General features: G+C 61.4%; 25 protein-coding genes. 23 read left to right on the top strand and 2 right to left on the bottom strand.

Annotated elements, in window-relative coordinates:
* Positions 1-174: 174 nt before the first annotated feature.
* Positions 175-1,200, bottom strand: a complete 1,026-nt coding sequence (locus HMPREF3172_RS00385) for an ATP-dependent 6-phosphofructokinase (RefSeq protein ID WP_061941408.1) — start codon at positions 1,198-1,200, stop codon at positions 175-177.
* A gap of 125 nt (positions 1,201-1,325) precedes the next feature.
* The gene (locus tag HMPREF3172_RS00380) at positions 1,326-2,003 is read right to left on the bottom strand and encodes a DUF1707 SHOCT-like domain-containing protein (RefSeq protein ID WP_070514644.1); all 678 of its coding nucleotides are present in this window, start codon (positions 2,001-2,003) and stop codon (positions 1,326-1,328) included.
* A 428-nt stretch (positions 2,004-2,431) separates the two neighbouring features.
* On the opposite strand from HMPREF3172_RS00380, the gene rpsL reads away from it, so the two are divergent.
* The 23 genes from rpsL to rpmD all read left to right on the top strand — a co-directional run bounded on the left by rpsL (position 2,432) and on the right by rpmD (position 16,097).
* Positions 2,432-2,806, top strand: a complete 375-nt coding sequence (gene rpsL / locus HMPREF3172_RS00375; RefSeq protein ID WP_019174631.1) for a 30S ribosomal protein S12 — start codon at positions 2,432-2,434, stop codon at positions 2,804-2,806.
* Positions 2,806-3,276, top strand: a complete 471-nt coding sequence (gene rpsG, locus HMPREF3172_RS00370; RefSeq protein ID WP_019174632.1) for a 30S ribosomal protein S7 — start codon at positions 2,806-2,808, stop codon at positions 3,274-3,276. The genes rpsL and rpsG overlap by 1 nt, the downstream gene beginning before the upstream one ends.
* 66 nt (positions 3,277-3,342) lie before the next feature.
* Positions 3,343-5,448, top strand: a complete 2,106-nt coding sequence (gene fusA / locus HMPREF3172_RS00365; RefSeq protein ID WP_070428951.1) for an elongation factor G — start codon at positions 3,343-3,345, stop codon at positions 5,446-5,448.
* Between the two features lie 108 nt (positions 5,449-5,556).
* A complete protein-coding gene (tuf, locus tag HMPREF3172_RS00360) occupies positions 5,557-6,750 on the top strand; it encodes an elongation factor Tu (protein WP_070514642.1) in 1,194 nt (397 codons plus the stop codon).
* Positions 6,751-7,140: 390 nt separating this feature from the next.
* The gene (gene rpsJ, locus HMPREF3172_RS00355; protein ID WP_019174635.1) at positions 7,141-7,449 is read left to right on the top strand and encodes a 30S ribosomal protein S10; all 309 of its coding nucleotides are present in this window, start codon (positions 7,141-7,143) and stop codon (positions 7,447-7,449) included.
* A 14-nt stretch (positions 7,450-7,463) separates the two neighbouring features.
* Positions 7,464-8,138 (top strand): 50S ribosomal protein L3, encoded by a 675-nt coding sequence (gene rplC / locus HMPREF3172_RS00350; protein WP_019174636.1) that lies wholly within the window; start codon positions 7,464-7,466, stop codon positions 8,136-8,138.
* A gap of 5 nt (positions 8,139-8,143) precedes the next feature.
* Entirely contained in the window at positions 8,144-8,791 is a 648-nt protein-coding gene (gene rplD, locus HMPREF3172_RS00345; RefSeq protein WP_026022710.1) for a 50S ribosomal protein L4, read from the top strand.
* Positions 8,788-9,090, top strand: coding sequence for a 50S ribosomal protein L23 (gene rplW / locus HMPREF3172_RS00340; RefSeq protein WP_019174638.1), 303 nt, complete (start codon positions 8,788-8,790; stop codon positions 9,088-9,090). Before rplD ends, rplW begins: the two co-directional genes overlap by 4 nt.
* Before the next feature lie 30 nt (positions 9,091-9,120).
* Entirely contained in the window at positions 9,121-9,957 is an 837-nt protein-coding gene (rplB, locus tag HMPREF3172_RS00335; protein ID WP_019174639.1) for a 50S ribosomal protein L2, read from the top strand.
* Positions 9,958-9,972: 15 nt separating this feature from the next.
* Positions 9,973-10,254 carry a 30S ribosomal protein S19 gene (rpsS, locus tag HMPREF3172_RS00330; protein WP_026022711.1) on the top strand — a complete coding sequence of 94 codons (282 nt, stop codon included), beginning with the start codon at positions 9,973-9,975 and terminating at the stop codon, positions 10,252-10,254.
* Between the two features lie 39 nt (positions 10,255-10,293).
* Positions 10,294-10,668 (top strand): 50S ribosomal protein L22, encoded by a 375-nt coding sequence (rplV, locus tag HMPREF3172_RS00325; RefSeq protein ID WP_019174641.1) that lies wholly within the window; start codon positions 10,294-10,296, stop codon positions 10,666-10,668.
* The gene (rpsC, locus tag HMPREF3172_RS00320) at positions 10,668-11,471 is read left to right on the top strand and encodes a 30S ribosomal protein S3 (RefSeq protein WP_019174642.1); all 804 of its coding nucleotides are present in this window, start codon (positions 10,668-10,670) and stop codon (positions 11,469-11,471) included. The genes rplV and rpsC overlap by 1 nt, the downstream gene beginning before the upstream one ends.
* 3 nt (positions 11,472-11,474) lie before the next feature.
* Positions 11,475-11,891 carry a 50S ribosomal protein L16 gene (gene rplP, locus HMPREF3172_RS00315; protein ID WP_019174643.1) on the top strand — a complete coding sequence of 139 codons (417 nt, stop codon included), beginning with the start codon at positions 11,475-11,477 and terminating at the stop codon, positions 11,889-11,891.
* Between the two features lies 1 nt (position 11,892).
* A complete protein-coding gene (gene rpmC / locus HMPREF3172_RS00310) occupies positions 11,893-12,144 on the top strand; it encodes a 50S ribosomal protein L29 (RefSeq protein WP_026022712.1) in 252 nt (83 codons plus the stop codon).
* Entirely contained in the window at positions 12,144-12,419 is a 276-nt protein-coding gene (gene rpsQ / locus HMPREF3172_RS00305) for a 30S ribosomal protein S17 (RefSeq protein WP_026022713.1), read from the top strand. The genes rpmC and rpsQ overlap by 1 nt, the downstream gene beginning before the upstream one ends.
* 140 nt (positions 12,420-12,559) lie before the next feature.
* The gene (gene rplN, locus HMPREF3172_RS00300) at positions 12,560-12,928 is read left to right on the top strand and encodes a 50S ribosomal protein L14 (protein ID WP_019174646.1); all 369 of its coding nucleotides are present in this window, start codon (positions 12,560-12,562) and stop codon (positions 12,926-12,928) included.
* Between the two features lie 2 nt (positions 12,929-12,930).
* Positions 12,931-13,302, top strand: coding sequence for a 50S ribosomal protein L24 (gene rplX, locus HMPREF3172_RS00295; protein WP_019174647.1), 372 nt, complete (start codon positions 12,931-12,933; stop codon positions 13,300-13,302).
* Entirely contained in the window at positions 13,302-13,874 is a 573-nt protein-coding gene (rplE, locus tag HMPREF3172_RS00290; RefSeq protein ID WP_019174648.1) for a 50S ribosomal protein L5, read from the top strand. The genes rplX and rplE overlap by 1 nt, the downstream gene beginning before the upstream one ends.
* A gap of 76 nt (positions 13,875-13,950) precedes the next feature.
* Positions 13,951-14,349: a 30S ribosomal protein S8 gene (gene rpsH, locus HMPREF3172_RS00285; protein WP_026022714.1), complete on the top strand. Its 399-nt coding sequence runs from the start codon at positions 13,951-13,953 to the stop codon at positions 14,347-14,349.
* 17 nt (positions 14,350-14,366) lie between these two features.
* Positions 14,367-14,903 carry a 50S ribosomal protein L6 gene (rplF, locus tag HMPREF3172_RS00280; protein WP_019174650.1) on the top strand — a complete coding sequence of 179 codons (537 nt, stop codon included), beginning with the start codon at positions 14,367-14,369 and terminating at the stop codon, positions 14,901-14,903.
* Between the two features lie 2 nt (positions 14,904-14,905).
* On the top strand, positions 14,906-15,286 hold the full coding sequence (gene rplR / locus HMPREF3172_RS00275) for a 50S ribosomal protein L18 (RefSeq protein WP_019174651.1): 381 nt from the start codon (positions 14,906-14,908) through the stop codon (positions 15,284-15,286).
* Positions 15,283-15,912, top strand: coding sequence for a 30S ribosomal protein S5 (rpsE, locus tag HMPREF3172_RS00270; RefSeq protein WP_019174652.1), 630 nt, complete (start codon positions 15,283-15,285; stop codon positions 15,910-15,912). Before rplR ends, rpsE begins: the two co-directional genes overlap by 4 nt.
* Positions 15,912-16,097 (top strand): 50S ribosomal protein L30, encoded by a 186-nt coding sequence (gene rpmD, locus HMPREF3172_RS00265; RefSeq protein WP_019174653.1) that lies wholly within the window; start codon positions 15,912-15,914, stop codon positions 16,095-16,097. Before rpsE ends, rpmD begins: the two co-directional genes overlap by 1 nt.

Genomic DNA, 16,097 nt, shown 5'->3' with positions numbered 1-16,097 from the left:
GGCTAAAGCGCAGATTCCGGCTAACGGGTGTTTTTATGGGCAAACCGCCGAGGTGAAAGGGCAAACCGCCTAAGTGGTAAGGGCTGAACCGTCGAGGCGGAGCTCCTGTAACGCCGAGGCGGAGCTCCAGTACCGCCGAGCCCCCCACACGTGCCCCACCTCGCCAGACCGTGCCTAACCCAGCAGCGCTTCGAGTTCGTCCCAGCGTTCCTTCGGCACGGCCTTCAATGATTCAACGGCGTCGGCCATGGGTACGCGAATGATGTCGGTGCCGGAGAGGCTGGTCATGTAGCCCCAGCTGGCGTCGTGGATGAGGTCGACTGCGGCCAGGCCCAGCCGTGTGGCGAGTACGCGGTCGTAGGCGGTGGGAACGCCGCCGCGCTGCAGGTGGCCGAGGATTGTCGCGCGGGTTTCGATGCCCGTCATGCGTTCGACCTCAGCTGCAACGTAGTCGCCGATTCCGCCAAACCTCGGCCTACCATCAGCAGCGATCGCCGCCACGCCTTCTTCTGCGTCAACGCCGACCGGCACGAACCCTTCTGCGACGACGACAATCGGTGCGCGGCCGCGATCGCGGGCGCTTTCAACCCATTCGACGACCCGTTCCATCGTCACGGGGAATTCGGGCAACAGGATGGCCTGTGCGCCGGCGGCCATACCGGCGTGCAGCGCAATCCAGCCGACGTGCCGGCCCATAACCTCAACGACCATGCACCGGTGGTGCGATTCTGCTGTGGTGCGCAGGGCATCGATGGACCGCGTGGCAATAGCCGCCGCTGTGTCGAAGCCGAACGTGTAGTCAGTGCTGCCGAGGTCGTTGTCAATGGTTTTGGGAACACCAACCACGGGCAGTCCCTCATCGTCAGCGAGACGCGCGGCACCAGCGAGGGTGCCCTCGCCGCCGATGGCAATCACCCCGTCGATCCCGTTGTCCTTCATGACCTGGCGCATCGCATCCGGCCCACCCCCGGAGTACGGGTGGGTGCGAGACGTGCCGAGAATAGTTCCACCTCGGCCGCTGATGCCGCGCACATCGTGCGTGGTCAGGGGGTGCAGGTCGCCCTCCAGCAGGCCACGCCATCCGTCGCGGATGCCCACGAATTCGTCACCGAAGAGCCGTACGCCCTTGCGGACGGCGCCTCGGATGACTGCGTTGAGTCCGGGGCAGTCGCCGCCGGAGGTCAGAATTCCGATCTTCACTGTGGTCCTTTCGTCCGTGTGGGCGGAGGGGCTGGTGGGCTGGTGCGGGGGTCTGCTGCTGGGTTTGGTCTGCCAGGGTTGTTCTTACGAGGCGCCGCTCACCTTGGTCTGCTCCTCAAGAAGGTTTACCTGTCGTCGGGCCGGCTGCGCGGGTCCAACTGAACGTCGTTTCCGCCCATGAGGTTGAAGCCTTTGATGATCAGCGTTCCGTTTGAACCGTCGCCCAGGGCGTTGGGCTTGATGTCGTTGCCGCCGAGAATATTCACTGAGTGGTCGATGATGCGCACGCCTGCGGGCACGTAGATGTCTGCACCGCCCATTGTGTTCACGCTGATGATGGTGATTTCTGCGCCCGGCCTGCAGACCTCAGACAGATAGAGGTCGCTGCCGCCCATAAGCGCGAAGCACGTCACCTCCGGGGTGTTCGCGGCGATCGTCTTGGTGGATCCACCGAGAACCGCGATGACTGTGACCGACGGCCCGTCTCCGGGCCGCGCGGGAACAGTGTTCTTCTTCGGCTGCACAGCTGACGAGGTGCCGCCCGGCTTGGGGACGTCTGTTTCCTCGCGGATGCGGGACTCGACTTCGCGGCCTTCGGGAAGGTCGTCGATGATCGGCGGCAGTTCGTGAAGGTAGACGCTGGCCAATACGGTGCTTTGGCGTTTATCAAGTTCTTCGGGTGAGAGCCGGCCCGCGGCGTGCGAAGCAGAGAGAACGCGGAGGACATCGTCGCGGTCGTGGTCTGACGCGCGGATCAGCTTCCGGTCTGGGCTGTTGTCGTTGGCGGGCCGGTGATCAGTCATTCTTCAACCATAATGCGCAAGCCGGATGCGCGACATGGAATAAATGCGGAGAATGAGCGAACCTCAGGCAAATTCGGTGCAAAACACCTCTCCAGGCGCGTTACAGTTGGAACGCCTGAAACCGCCAGGTCAAGCACCGAACGACCGTGTTTTGACCGAGTGGCTCGCCGAGGGTTACTCTAGGTGTATCTGCGATTTTTCGGCAGACGGTGCTGTTGTCTGTTGACGGTGGAGTTTTCATCATCACACGGTTATCACCAGCACCGGCGGTTGTTCGCCATAAACCGACAATCAGCGCAGCTGCGCTGATGACGGCGGCGAAGAACTGCATCTGCAGTCGGGCACGCAGCTTCACCCGGCCGCAGAAGGATATGCTCCTGAACCCTCAGGAGATTAGGAACAACGAGAAGCATCGGAGAACCTGATAAGTGCCTACAATTCAGCAGCTCGTCCGTAAGGGACGACACGACAAGCCGGCGAAGAACGCTACGCCTGCTCTTAAGGGCAGCCCGCAGCGTCGCGGCGTGTGCACCCGTGTGTACACGACCACGCCGAAGAAGCCCAACTCGGCACTGCGCAAGGTCGCACGTGTCAAGCTCTCTTCGCAGATCGAAGTGACCGCCTACATCCCGGGTGAAGGCCACAACCTCCAGGAGCACTCGATTGTGCTCGTTCGCGGAGGCCGTGTGAAGGACCTCCCCGGTGTCCGCTACAAGATTGTGCGCGGTGCACTCGACACTCAGCCCGTTAAGGGCCGTCAGCAGGCTCGCAGCCGCTACGGAGCGAAGAAGGAGAAGAAGTAATGCCGCGTAAGGGTCCCGCACCTAAGCGCCCGGTCGCCATCGACCCGGTCTATAACTCACCGCTGGTCACCCAGCTCATCAACAAGGTCCTTCTCGACGGTAAGCGCTCCACTGCTGAGCGCATCGTCTACGGCGCACTCGAAAGCGCTTCGGAGAAGGCCAACGTCGAGGCTCTGACTCTTCTGAAGAAGGCCCTCGACAACATTCGCCCGTCGCTGGAGGTCCGCTCCCGCCGCGTCGGCGGTGCCACCTACCAGGTGCCGGTTGACGTCCGCCCCGCCCGTTCCACCACGCTGGCTCTGCGCTGGCTGGTTCAGTTCGCTCGCCAGCGTCGTGAAAAGACGATGACCGAGCGTCTGATGAACGAAATCCTCGACGCATCCAACGGCCTTGGTGCTGCTGTGAAGCGCCGCGAGGACATGCACAAGATGGCTGAGTCCAACAAGGCCTTCGCTCACTACCGCTGGTAATAATCAAACGGTGCCCGTTTCGGCGGGTACTGCTTGTCCAGGTACTTCTTACGAGAGAGGGACACCGTGGCACTTGAAGTGCTGACTGACCTTAACAAGGTCCGCAACATCGGCATCATGGCTCACATTGATGCTGGTAAGACAACAACCACCGAACGAATCCTGTTCTACACCGGCGTCAACTACAAGCTGGGCGAAACCCACGACGGCGCTTCGACGATGGACTGGATGGAGCAGGAACAGGAGCGCGGCATCACGATTACGTCGGCCGCGACGACCTGCTACTGGGAAGACAACCAGATCAACATCATCGACACCCCCGGGCACGTCGACTTCACCGTGGAAGTGGAGCGTTCGCTCCGCGTTCTTGACGGCGCAGTTGCTGTGTTCGACGGTAAGGAAGGTGTTGAGCCGCAGTCCGAAACCGTTTGGCGTCAGGCTGACAAGTACGACGTTCCGCGCGTCTGCTTCGTCAACAAGATGGACAAGCTCGGTGCTGACTTCTACTACACCGTCGGCACCATCAAGGACCGCCTCGGCGCTAAGCCGCTGGTCATCCAGCTGCCCATCGGCGCTGAAAGCGACTTCGAGGGCGTTGTCGACCTCCTCGAAATGAAGGCCTACGTCTGGCCGGACGAAACCAAGAAGGGCCAGGACATGCAGGAAATTGAAATCCCTGCTGACCTGCAGGAGCGTGCGGAAGAATACCGCGCAGCTCTCGTCGAAGACGTTGCCGAAGCCAACGAAGAGCTCATGGAGAAGTACCTCGAAGAGGGCGAACTCTCCATCGACGAAATCAAGGCCGGCATTCGCCAGCTCACCATTGCTTCGGAAGCTTTCCCCGTCATGTGCGGTTCTGCTTTCAAGAACAAGGGTGTGCAGAAGGTACTCGACGCTGTCATCGACTACCTGCCCTCACCGCTCGACGTTCCGCCGGTCAGCGGCCTCGTCTACGGCAAGGAAGACGAAGAGATCGTGCGCAAGCCCTCGAAGGACGAACCGTTCTCGGCTCTGGCCTTCAAGGTTGCCACCCACCCGTTCTTCGGCTCGCTCACCTACATTCGCGTGTACTCCGGTCACGTGAAGTCCGGTGACACGCTGCTGAACACCACCACCGGCAAGCGCGAACGCGTCGGCAAGCTCTTCCAGATGCACTCCAACAAGGAAAACCCTGTTGAAGAAGCATTTGCAGGACACATCTACGCGTTCATCGGCCTGAAGGACACCACCACCGGTGACACCCTGTCCGACCCGGCCAACCCGGTTGTTCTGGAGTCGATGGCATTCCCCGAGCCCGTTATCTTCGTTTCGATCGAACCGAAGACGAAGGGCGACCAGGAGAAGCTGTCCTCGGCTATTCAGAAGCTCGTGAAGGAAGACCCGACGTTCACGGTCAACCTGAACGAAGAAACCGGCCAGACTGAAATCGGCGGTATGGGTGAACTTCACCTCGACGTCTTCGTCGACCGCATGAAGCGTGAATTCAAGGTCGAAGCCAACATCGGCAAGCCTCAGGTTGCGTACCGCGAAACCATTCGCAAGACAGTCGAAAAGTACGACTACACGCACAAGAAGCAGACCGGTGGTTCGGGTCAGTTCGCCAAGGTTCAGATCACCATCGAACCGATGGAGGTCGAAGGCGACAAGATCTACGAATTCGACAACGCGATCACCGGTGGCCGTGTGCCCCGCGAATACATTCCGTCGGTCGATGCGGGCATCCAGGATGCCATGCAGGTCGGTGTTCTCGCCGGCTATCCGATGGTCGGCATCAAGGCCACGCTGGTCGACGGTGCTTACCACGACGTCGACTCGTCGGAAATGGCGTTCAAGCTCGCAGGTTCGATGGCATTCAAGGAAGCCGCTCCCAAGGCGCGCCCCGTGCTGCTCGAGCCGCTCATGGATGTCGAAGTCCGTACCCCAGAGGAGTACATGGGCGACGTCATCGGCGACTTGAACTCGCGTCGCGGACAGGTGCAGTCCATGGAGGACGCCACCGGTATTAAGGTTGTCCGTGCACTCGTCCCGCTGTCGGAAATGTTCGGCTACATCGGCGACCTGCGTTCCAAGACGCAGGGACGTGCCGTCTACGGCATGCAGTTCCACTCGTACGCCGAGGTTCCGCAGAACGTTTCGGACGAGATCATCCAAAAGACCCGCGGCGGAGAATAATCTCCCCGTTGCTCAGCGGGGCGGCTGAACGCCGCCCCGCCGGGCGCAACAAGTAAAAAGGCGCGGCGCTCACAAGCTTGCGCCGCACCAATCACTAGGAGGAACCCAGTGGCAAAGGCTAGCTTCGAAAGGACTAAGCCGCACGTCAACATCGGTACCATTGGTCACGTTGACCACGGTAAGACGACTCTGACCGCGGCAATCACGAAGGTCCTTGCAGACCAGTACCCCGACCTCAACGAAGCCCAGGCATTCGACCAGGTCGACAACGCTCCTGAAGAGCGTGAACGCGGTATTACCATTAACGTCTCGCACGTCGAGTACCAGACGGAAAAGCGTCACTACGCACACGTTGACGCCCCCGGTCACGCTGACTACGTGAAGAACATGATCACCGGTGCCGCCCAGATGGACGGCGCAATCCTGGTCGTCGCTGCAACCGACGGCCCGATGCCGCAGACCCGCGAGCACGTTCTGCTCGCTCGCCAGGTCGGCGTTCCCTACATTGTCGTGGCTCTGAACAAGTCCGACATGATCGACGACGAAGACCTCTTCGACCTCGTCGAAATGGAAGTTCGCGAACTCCTGTCTGACCAGGAATTCCCCGGCGACGACGCTCCGGTTGTCCGCGTTTCGGCGCTCAAGGCACTCGAAGGCGACCCGGAATGGGTCAAGTCGGTTCAGGACCTCATGGCAGCTGTCGACGAAAACGTTCCGGAACCGGAGCGCGACATCGACAAGGACTTCCTCATGCCTGTGGAAGACGTCTTCACCATTACCGGTCGCGGTACCGTCGTCACCGGTCGTGTTGAGCGCGGCATCCTGCTGCCCAACGAAGAAATCGAGATCGTCGGCATCAAGCCGCAGTCCTCGAAGACCACCGTCACCGCAATCGAAATGTTCCGCAAGACCCTGCCGGACGCTCGTGCAGGTGAAAACGTTGGTCTGCTGCTCCGCGGTACCAAGCGCGAAGACGTTGAGCGCGGTCAGGTCATCGTGAAGCCCGGCAGCATCACCCCGCACACCAAGTTCGACGCACAGGTCTACATCCTGTCGAAGGAAGAAGGCGGCCGCCACAACCCCTTCTACTCGAACTACCGCCCGCAGTTCTACTTCCGCACCACGGACGTCACCGGCGTCATCACGCTGCCTGAGGGCACCGAGATGGTCATGCCCGGCGACGACACCGAAATGTCGGTCGAGCTCATTCAGCCGGTCGCCATGGAAGAAGGCCTCCGCTTCGCAATCCGCGAAGGTGGACGCACCGTCGGCGCAGGCCGCGTCACCAAGATCCACGCCTGATCTTCTGACAGCCTGACTAAGAGCCCCGTGGTTTTGACCACGGGGCTCTTTGCTGTCAACAGGGGAGGGGCGGCACGCCGTGATGTACGACATCGAACCCAGATTTGAGCTTGTGTGCTAGGTGTGCCAAGATAGGTAAGTTGCGTTTTCGGGCGCAGACCCCTGCTCGGCATCAGTCGGATGCCCGGAAACATCGGAAGTGAATCCAGTAAGGGTTCGGTTCACCGAGGCAACTCTGCAAGCGAGTCGCACTGCCCAGGCAGCTTTTTTTAAAAGAAGTTCGCGACACGCCCGACCGCGGGGGTCGGAAGAACAGCTGGTGCAAACCGCCAGATCCGCAAGGACAGGTGGTTGATGGCCAGGAAGAACAAAGGATGGAGTTACGACGCCATGGCCGGACAGAAGATCCGCATCAGGCTCAAGTCGTACGACCACGCTGTGATCGACAGTGCTGCACGCAAGATCGTGGAGACCGTCACACGCGCTGGCGCTACGGTTGTGGGCCCCGTGCCGTTGCCGACTGAAAAGAACGTGTACTGCGTTATTCGGTCGCCTCACAAGTACAAGGACAGCCGCGAGCACTTCGAAATGCGCACCCACAAGCGGCTTATCGACATCGTCGACCCGACGCCCAAGGCTGTTGACTCGCTCATGCGCCTTGACCTCGCCGACGACGTCAACATCGAGATCAAGCTCTAAGGGAGGGACTTTCAATGGCTAACACCCGTTCCAAGGCCCTTCCCACTACCCGCACCTTCAAGGGCCTGCTCGGCAAGAAGCTCGGCATGACCCAGGTGTGGGACGAAGAGGGCAACCTCGTTCCCGTCACCGCCGTCGCAGTTGACACCAACGTTGTCACCCAGATCCGCGACGTCGAAACCGACGGCTACGCAGCAATCCAGATCGGCTCCGGCGAAATCGACCCGCGCAAGGTCAACAAGCCGACCGCCGGTCACTTCGACAAGGCTGGCGTTACGCCCCGCCGCTACCTGGTTGAGCTCCGCACGGCCGACGCCGGCGAATACTCGCTTGGCCAGGAATTCGGCGTCGACGTGTTCGAAGCCGGCACCAAGGTTGACGTGACTGCCAACACCAAGGGCAAGGGCCACGCAGGCGTTATGAAGCGCCACGGCTTTGCCGGTGTCGGCGCCTCGCACGGTCAGCACCGCAACCACCGCAAGCCCGGTTCCATCGGCGGCGCAGCCACCCCCGGCCGCGTCTTCAAGGGTCAGCGCATGGCCGGCCGCATGGGCAACGTCAAGCAGACCACCCAGAACCTCACGATCCACGCAGTCGACACTGAAAACAATGTCCTGCTGGTCAAGGGTGCTGTTCCGGGAGCCAAGGGTGCTGTCGTCCTCGTTCGCTCTGCAGTGAAGGGAGCATGACTCCGATGGCTGAAACCAAGTCAATCGACGTTCTCGACGCAGCCGGCAAGAAGGCCGGAACCGCTGAACTGCCCGCCACGATCTTCGATGTGCCGACCAACGTCGCGCTCATTCACCAGGTCGTGACCGCGCAGCTCGCAGCTGCCCGCCAGGGAACGCACAAAACCAAGACCCGCGCTGAAGTCCGCGGTGGTGGCCGCAAGCCGTGGCGCCAGAAGGGCACCGGCAACGCACGCCAGGGCTCGATCCGCGCTCCGCAGTTCGCCGGCGGTGGCATCGTCCACGGTCCGGTTCCGCGCGACTACTCGCAGCGCACCCCCAAGAAGATGAAGGCAGCAGCTCTGCGCGGCGCACTCTCGGACCGCGCGCGCTTCGGCCAGGTTCACGCAGTGACCGCCCTCGTCGACGGCGACAAGCCTTCGACCAAGGCAGCTCGCGCAGCAATCGAAAAGCTTTCGAGCAACAAGCACCAGCTTGTCGTCGTCACGAATGACGACCAGGTCACCGAGCTTTCGGTTCGCAACCTGCCCAACGTGCACACCCTGCACTGGGGACAGCTGAACACCTACGACGTGCTGATGGCCGACGACATCATCTTCACCGAGGCAGCTCTCAACGCTTACCTCGGCAAGAACGAGGAGGCAGCCAAGTGAGCAGCGTAACCATCAAGGACCCGCGCGACATCATCATCGCGCCGGTCGTTTCGGAAAAGACCTACGGGCTCATGGACGAAGGCAAGTACACCTTCCTCGTTGATCCCCGGTCGAACAAAACCGAAATCAAGTACGCCATCGAAAGCATCTTCGGCGTCAAGGTCGACAAGGTGAACACCTTCAACCGCGAGGGCAAGCGCACGCGCACCCGCACCGGTTACGGCAAGCGCAAGAACACCAAGCGCGCCGTTGTCGCCCTTCGCGAAGGATCGATCGACATTTTCGGCGGATCGCTCTAAGCGATCCAGTTCAGAAGGAATTGAAGACTCATGGGAATCCGTAAGTACAAGCCCACGACCCCGGGCCGCCGTGGCTCGTCGGTCGCGGACTTCGTCGAAGTGACCCGGTCTACGCCGGAGAAGTCGCTTCTGCGTCCGCTGCCGAAGAAGGGCGGCCGAAACAGCCAGGGCCGGATCACCACCCGTCACCAGGGCGGTGGCCACAAGCGCCAGTACCGCGTGATCGACTTCCGTCGTCACGACAAGGACGGCGTCCCGGCAAAGGTCGCACACATCGAATACGACCCGAACCGCACCGCACGCATCGCACTGCTGCACTACGTTGACGGCGAGAAGCGCTACATCCTCGCCCCGAACAAGCTCAAGCAGGGCGACCGCGTCGAAGCTGGAGCACAGGCTGACATCAAGCCGGGCAATGCTCTGCCGCTGCAGAACATCCCCGTCGGCACCGTGATCCACGCAATCGAACTTCGCCCCGGTGGCGGAGCCAAGATCGGCCGCAGCGCCGGCACCTCGGCTCAGCTCGTGGCCAAGTTCGGTCGCTACGCACAGCTGCGCATGCCTTCGGGCGAAATCCGCAACGTTGATGCTCGCTGCCGCGCAACCGTCGGTGAAGTCGGCAACGCCGAACAGGCCAACATCAGCTGGGGCAAGGCCGGCCGTATGCGCTGGAAGGGCATCCGCCCGACTGTCCGCGGTGTTGCAATGAACCCGATCGACCACCCGCACGGTGGTGGTGAAGGCCGCACCTCCGGTGGTCGTCACCCGGTCAGCCCCTGGGGCCAGCCGGAAGGACGCACCCGCCGTCCGAACCGCGAAAGCGACAAGTACATCGTGCGCCGCCGTCGCACCGGCAAGAAGCGCTGATAGGGAGCCTAGAAAATGCCTCGTAGCTTGAAGAAGGGCCCCTTCGTAGACGAGCACCTTTTCCAGAAGGTCGCCGCTCAGAACGAAAAGGGCACCAACAACGTAATCAAGACGTGGTCGCGTCGCTCGATGATCATCCCGGACTTCCTGGGACACACCATCGCGGTTCACGACGGACGCAAGCACGTCCCAGTGTTCATCACTGAATCAATGGTCGGGCACAAGCTCGGCGAATTCGCACCGACGCGGACGTTCCGCGGCCACGACAAGGACGACCGCAAGGGCCGCCGCGGCTGAGCCGCGCCCCTACGGGTCCTATAAGGAGAGAAGGAAACGATGGAAGCCAAGGCGAAGGCACGCTTTCTGCGTGTGACGCCCATGAAGGCTCGGCGTGTCGTTGACCTCGTTCGTGGTCAGCAGGCAACCGAAGCACTCGCGATGCTCAAGTTTGTTCCCCAGGCTGCATCTGAGCCTGTCTACAAACTCGTCGCATCGGGCATCAGCAACGCCCGTCAGGAAGCTGACAAGCTCGGCGTTGCATTCAATGAAGACGACCTCGTGATCTCGGAGATCTACGTTGACGAAGGACCGACCATGAAGCGGTTCCGTCCTCGCGCCCAGGGTCGTGCACACCGCATCGACAAGCGCACCAGCCACATCACCGTGGTCCTCACGGACGGCTCGGACGCTGATGGGAAGGAGAACGCCTGATGGGTCAGAAGATCAACCCCACCGGGTTCCGGATGGGCATCACCACCGATCACCGTTCGAAGTGGTTCTCGGACTCGACCGTTAAGGGTCAGCGCTACAAGGACTACGTCGGCGAAGACATCCGCATTCGCAAGATGCTCGAAACCGATCTCGAACGCGCAGGTCTCGCAAAGATCAACATCGAGCGCACCCGCGACCGTGTCCGCGTGGACATCCACACGGCACGCCCGGGCATCGTCATCGGCCGCCGCGGTGCGGAAGCCGACCGTCTGCGCTCGAAGCTCGAAAAGCTCACCGGCAAGCAGATCCAGCTGAACATCCTCGAAGTCAAGAACCCCGAGGTCAATGCTCAGCTGGTCGCCCAGGGTGTTGCCGAGCAGCTCGCAAGCCGCGTGGCGTTCCGCCGCGCAATGCGCAAGGCAATCCAGTCCGCACAGCGCGCTGGTGCCAAGGGCATCCGCGTGCAGTGTTCGGGCCGCCTCGGCGGTGCTGAAATGAGCCGTTCGGAGTTCTACCGCGAAGGCCGTGTGCCGCTGCACACCCTGCGCGCGAACATCGACTACGGCTTCTACGAAGCTCACACCACCTTCGGCCGCATCGGCGTGAAGGTCTGGGTTTACCGCGGCGACATGACCGACAAGGAACTTGCCGCTCAGGAAGCTGCACAGACCAACCAGCGCGGTGGACGCGGTGGTCGTGGTCGCGGACGCGGTGGTCGCGGACGCGGCGGTCAGGGTGCAGCTCAGCAGAAGAACGACAATGCTGCGGCTTCGAAAGAAGCAGCAGCCGGAACGGAGGGCTGACACGTGCTGATCCCTCGTCGTGTTAAGTACCGTAAGCCGCACCACCCCAACCTCGACGGCTACGCCAAGGGCGGAACCGAACTCGCATTCGGTGAATGGGGCATTCAGGCACTCGACGCTGCATACGTGACCAACCGTCAGATCGAAGCAGCTCGTATTGCTATGACGCGCCACATCAAGCGCGGCGGTAAGGTCTGGATCAACATCTTCCCGGACCGCCCCATTACCAAGAAGCCTGCTGAAACCCGTATGGGTTCCGGTAAGGGTTCGCCCGAATGGTGGGTTGCTCCCGTCAAGCCCGGACGCATCATGTTCGAACTCGGCGGTGTTTCGGAAGAGGTGGCCCGCGAAGCACTGCGCCTCGCAATCCACAAGCTTCCGATGAAGGCCCGCATTGTTTCTCGTGAAGGTGGTGAATGACGTGGCAGTAGGATCCAAGGATCTGACCATGGACGTTCTCGACGGCTACAACAACGAACGTCTGGGCGAAGAGCTCAAGAAGGCAAAGGCTGAACTGTTCAACCTGCGCTTCCAGGCCGCAACCGGCCAGCTCGAAAACCCCGGCCGTGTGAAGGCCGTCCGGAAGGACATTGCACGCATCTACACCGTGCTTCGCGAACGCGAGCTTCTGCTCCGCACCAACCCGGCTGACGCTAAGGAAGAGGGCAAGTGATGTCTGAAGTGACAGAAACCACCCAGCGCGGCAGCCGTAAGACCGCGCGCGGCTACGTTGTGTCTGACAAAATGGACAAGACCATCGTGGTTGAGGTCGAGCGCCGCAAGCAGCACCGTCTGTACGGCAAGATCATGCGCACGACCACCAAGTTCAAGGCCCACGACGAAGACAACACCGCAGGTGTTGGCGACCTCGTGCGTGTTGCTGAGACCCGTCCGTACTCGGCAACGAAGCGCTGGCGACTCGTAGAGATCATCGAGCGCGCCAAGTAATTCGCGGCCACCAGCTGCGGTCCACCCCGGTCCCGCCCCCACTCCTGGGGGCGGCTACCGGGGAACCGCACACGGGCACTGTAAACACAACCGTTCCGCAAGGCTCATAACGAGAACCAGCGTGACGACAGGAGAAGACATTGATCCAGCAGGAGTCGCGACTCAAAGTCGCTGACAACACCGGAGCCAAGGAAATCCTGGCCATCCGGATCCTCGGGGGTTCAGGACGTCGCTACGCGTCCGTCGGCGACACGATCGTCGCCACGGTCAAGGACGCAATCCCCGGCGGCAACGTTAAGAAGGGCGACATCGTCAAGGCTGTTGTTGTGCGCACCCGCAAGGCGCAGCGTCGCAACGACGGTTCGTACATTTCGTTCGACGAAAACGCAGCCGTCATCCTCAAGACCGACGGTGAACCGCGCGGTACCCGCATCTTCGGCCCCGTGGGCCGTGAACTGCGCGAAAAGAAGTTCATGAAGATCATCTCGCTCGCACCGGAGGTGTTGTAAGAATGACGGCACCTAAGCTGCACATCAAGAAGGGCGACACCGTTCAGGTGATCGCCGGTGCTAAGCAGGAGCGCGGCGGCGACCGCGGCAAGCAGGGCAAGGTCCTGGCCGTGTACCCCGAACGCCAGCGTGTTCTGGTCGAAGGCGTCAACCGCATCACCAAGCACAAGCGCGCCACTCAGACCGCTGCCGGCGCCACCGCCGGCGGCATCGAGATCCACGAAGCTCCGATTCACGTTTCGAACGTCATGCTCGTTGACCCCAAGGACAACAAGCCGACCCGCGTGGGCTTCCGCGAGGAAAAGGTTGAACGCGACGGCCGTACCAAGACCGTCCGCGTCCGCTACTCGCGTCGTACCGGAGAGGACATCTGATGACTGAAGCAACAGCAACCAGCCGTCCTGCACCTCGACTGCGCGAGTTCTACCGCAACGAAATCGTCGCGAAGATGCAGGAGGAGTTCAACTACGCGAACCCCATGCAGGTTCCTACGATCGAAAAGGTCGTCGTGAACATGGGTGTTGGTGACGCCGCGCGTGACTCGAAGCTCATCGAAGGCGCGATCAACGACCTGACCCTCATCACGGGTCAGAAGCCGGTTGTCACCCGCGCACGCAAGTCGATCGCACAGTTCAAGCTGCGTGAAGGTCAGCCCATCGGCGCTCACGTGACTCTGCGCCGTGCACGCATGTGGGAATTCCTTGACCGCACCATTTCGCTGGCTCTGCCGCGTATCCGCGACTTCCGCGGACTCTCGGACCGCCAGTTCGACGGCAACGGAAACTACACCTTCGGCCTGACCGAACAGTCGATGTTCCACGAAATCAACCAGGACAGCATCGACCGTGTTCGCGGTATGGACATCACGATCGTCACGACCGCCAAGACCGACGAAGAGGGCCGGGCGCTTATCAAGCACCTGGGCTTCCCCTTTAAGACAAACTGAACCACTACGTTGAAGGTCCGTGCCGGGACCCTAGGGGACCGGCACAGAAACCGCAGCGAGGAAGGGCTAAAGCCCAATGACTATGACTGACCCAGTCGCAGACATGCTTACGCGTCTGCGCAACGCCAACTCGGCGTACCACGAGGATGTCAGCATGCCGCACAGCAAGCTGAAGGCAAACATCGCCGACATCCTCAAGGCCGAGGGCTACATCGCCGACTACCGCGTCGAAGACGCTCGTGTTGGCAAGACCCTGGAAATGGACCTGAAGTTCGGCCCGAACCGTGAACGTTCGATCGCCGGCCTCAAGCGCATCTCCAAGCCCGGTCTTCGCGTCTACGCCAAGAGCACGAACCTGCCGAAGGTTCTCGGCGGTCTCGGCATCGCGATTCTGTCCACGTCGTCCGGTCTCATGACTGACCGCACGGCAGCTAAGAAGGGTGTGGGCGGGGAAGTCCTCGCCTACGTCTGGTAAGGGAAGGAGAGAGCACAATGTCACGTATCGGCAAGCGCCCCATCTCCGTCCCCAGCGGTGTTGAGGTCAAGATCGACGGCCAGACCGTCAACGTGAAGGGCCCCAAGGGCGAACTGAGCCACACCGTTGCAGAACCGATCACGGTTGCACTGGAAGACGGCGTCATCACCCTTGAGCGTCCGAACGAAGAGCGCGAATCCCGCGCCCTGCACGGTCTGTCGCGCACGATGGTCGACAACATGATCATCGGTGTGACCCAGGGCTACGAGAAGAAGCTCGAGATCGTCGGCACCGGTTACCGCGTTCAGGCGAAGGGCAGCGACATCGAAATGTCGCTGGGCTACTCGCACTCGATCCCGGTTGCCGCTCCGAAGGGAATCACCTTCACGGTTGAGGGCAACAACAAACTCACCGTCAGCGGAATCGACAAGCAGCTTGTCGGCGAAGTCGCTGCGAACATCCGCAAGCTTCGCAAGCCCGAACCCTACAAGGGCAAGGGTGTCCGCTACGCAGGCGAACAGGTTCGCCGCAAGGTTGGAAAGGCTGGTAAGTAACCATGGCCTTCGGATTGAAGAAGAGCCGCGGCAAGTCCAAGACTGCTGCACGCAACCGTCGCCACGCTCGTCTGCGCAAGCACATCAACGGCACGCCCGAACGTCCCCGTCTTTCGGTGACCCGTTCGTCGCGCCACGTGTTCGTCCAGGTTATCGACGACGAAGCCGGCAAGACCGTTGCTTCGGCTTCCACCATGGAAACCGAGCTGCGTTCGTTCGACGGCGACAAGACCGCAAAGGCCCGCAAGGTCGGCGAACTGATCGCCGAACGCGCGAAGGCTGTCGGTGTTGAGGCTGTCGTCTTTGACCGCGGCGGCAACGCCTACCACGGCCGTGTGGCCGCAATCGCAGAGGGCGCACGTGAAGGAGGTCTGGCGCTGTGAGCAACGAAGAGAAGACAAACCAGACTGAGCAGCAGAACCCCGATCGCGGTCGCGGTCGTGGTCGCGGCCAGGGCGGTCGCCGCGGTGGACGCGGTGAGCGCGAAGACAAGAACCAGTTCATTGAGCACGTTGTCACCATCAACCGCGTGTCCAAGGTTGTGAAGGGCGGACGCCGTTTCTCCTTCACCGCCCTGGTCGTTGTGGGCGATGGCGATGGCATGGTCGGCATGGGCTACGGCAAGGCCAAGGAAGTTCCCGCGGCTATTGCCAAGGGTGTTGAGGAAGCGAAGAAGAACTTCTTCCGCGTTCCCCGCATCGAGAAGACCATTCCGCACCCGGTACAGGGTGAAGACGCCGCTGGCGTTGTCCTGCTGCGTCCGGCTTCGGCCGGTACCGGTGTTATCGCCGGTGGTCCGGTCCGCGCCGTCCTCGACTGCGCTGGCATCCACGACATTCTTTCGAAGTCGCTGGGTTCGGCTAACGCCATCAACATCGTGCACGCCACCATCGCAGCGCTGAAGGGCCTGGAGCGTCCGGAGGAAGTCGCGGCTCGCCGTGGACTTCCTGTTGACGAAGTTGCTCCGCACGCTCTTCTGCGCGCAGCAGAAAGCGGGGCTAGCGCCTGATGGCTAAGAAGCTGAAGATTACGCAGATCAAGTCGACAATCGGTGGCAAGCCACAGCACCGTGAAACCATTCGCACCCTGGGTCTCAAGCGTCTTCACCACTCGGTGATTCGCGAAGACCGTCCTGAGGTTCGCGGCATGGTCAACGCTGTGCGCCACCTGGTCAAGTGCGAAGAGGTGGACTGA

The organism is Brevibacterium sp. HMSC08F02, from assembly GCF_001807555.1.
Lineage (GTDB): Bacteria > Actinomycetota > Actinomycetes > Actinomycetales > Brevibacteriaceae > Brevibacterium > Brevibacterium ravenspurgense.
This window is presented reverse-complemented; position numbering and strand designations above follow the sequence as displayed.